This window comes from Vibrio sp. 1288, assembly GCF_033344475.1.
The window spans coordinates 1-699 of sequence record NZ_JAWPOX010000524.1; the positions used below are offsets into that span (position 1 = coordinate 1).

General features: G+C 40.6%; 1 protein-coding gene and 1 pseudogene. Both read right to left on the reverse strand.

The window, feature by feature from the left end; genetic code table 11:
• A pseudogene (locus tag R8O11_RS27800) lies at positions 1 to 126 on the reverse strand (peptidase M23); the annotation flags it as partial.
• Between the two features lie 28 nt (positions 127 to 154).
• On the reverse strand, positions 155 to 523 hold the full coding sequence (locus R8O11_RS27805) for a PilZ domain-containing protein (protein WP_318183553.1): 369 nt from the start codon (positions 521 to 523) through the stop codon (positions 155 to 157).
• Between the last annotated feature and the right edge of the window lie 176 nt (positions 524 to 699).

Genomic DNA, 699 nt, shown 5'->3' on the forward strand with positions numbered 1-699 from the left:
AGCCCCGCCGACAACGGCAGGTAAGGCGATGATCGAAGTTAATATGGTTAGGACCGAACCGCGGCCCAAATAAAATTGCTGATCACCGTTTTTAGTGGGGATCTGCATGATGATTTTTTTAGACATAGTTATTGTTACTTAAATAGGCGTTGATTTATTTTTCCCCTAAATCGGAAAGATGGTCTAACTCTCGATTCAGAAGGTCGTTATTGCCTACATTCAATTCGATAAATCGTTTTAATTGGCTAATGCTTTCAATGCCGATGTTGGTGATCTTGAGCCGTATTTGGTCTTGAGCGACGTCTACGATCTGTGCCGTTAACGTAATCTCTTGTTCAGACTGGTGGAACGAGAAACCGACATCAACCAAAAGTGCAGGATTCAATGTATCTAAGCCTTCGGCTTGTAAGAGCAAACCATGTAAGGAAAGATCTTGAATCGTAGCGTTAAGTCTCAAATCACGTTGTTCTAACTGAGCTGGAGCTTGGTAGATGATGCGTGAAAAGCGTCTTTTCTCCGTCATATTGCGCTCTCTAAGGCATTTAAACAGATTGAATAGTATATCAAGAAGAACAAAAAGTGTTCGAATGTTGTTTAAAAACTGTCGAGGACGCTACAGAGTTACGTAAGTACACGGTCATATTTTTCACTGACCCAATGACTCTCAAATCATCAAATACCTTAATAACGCCAATCAAT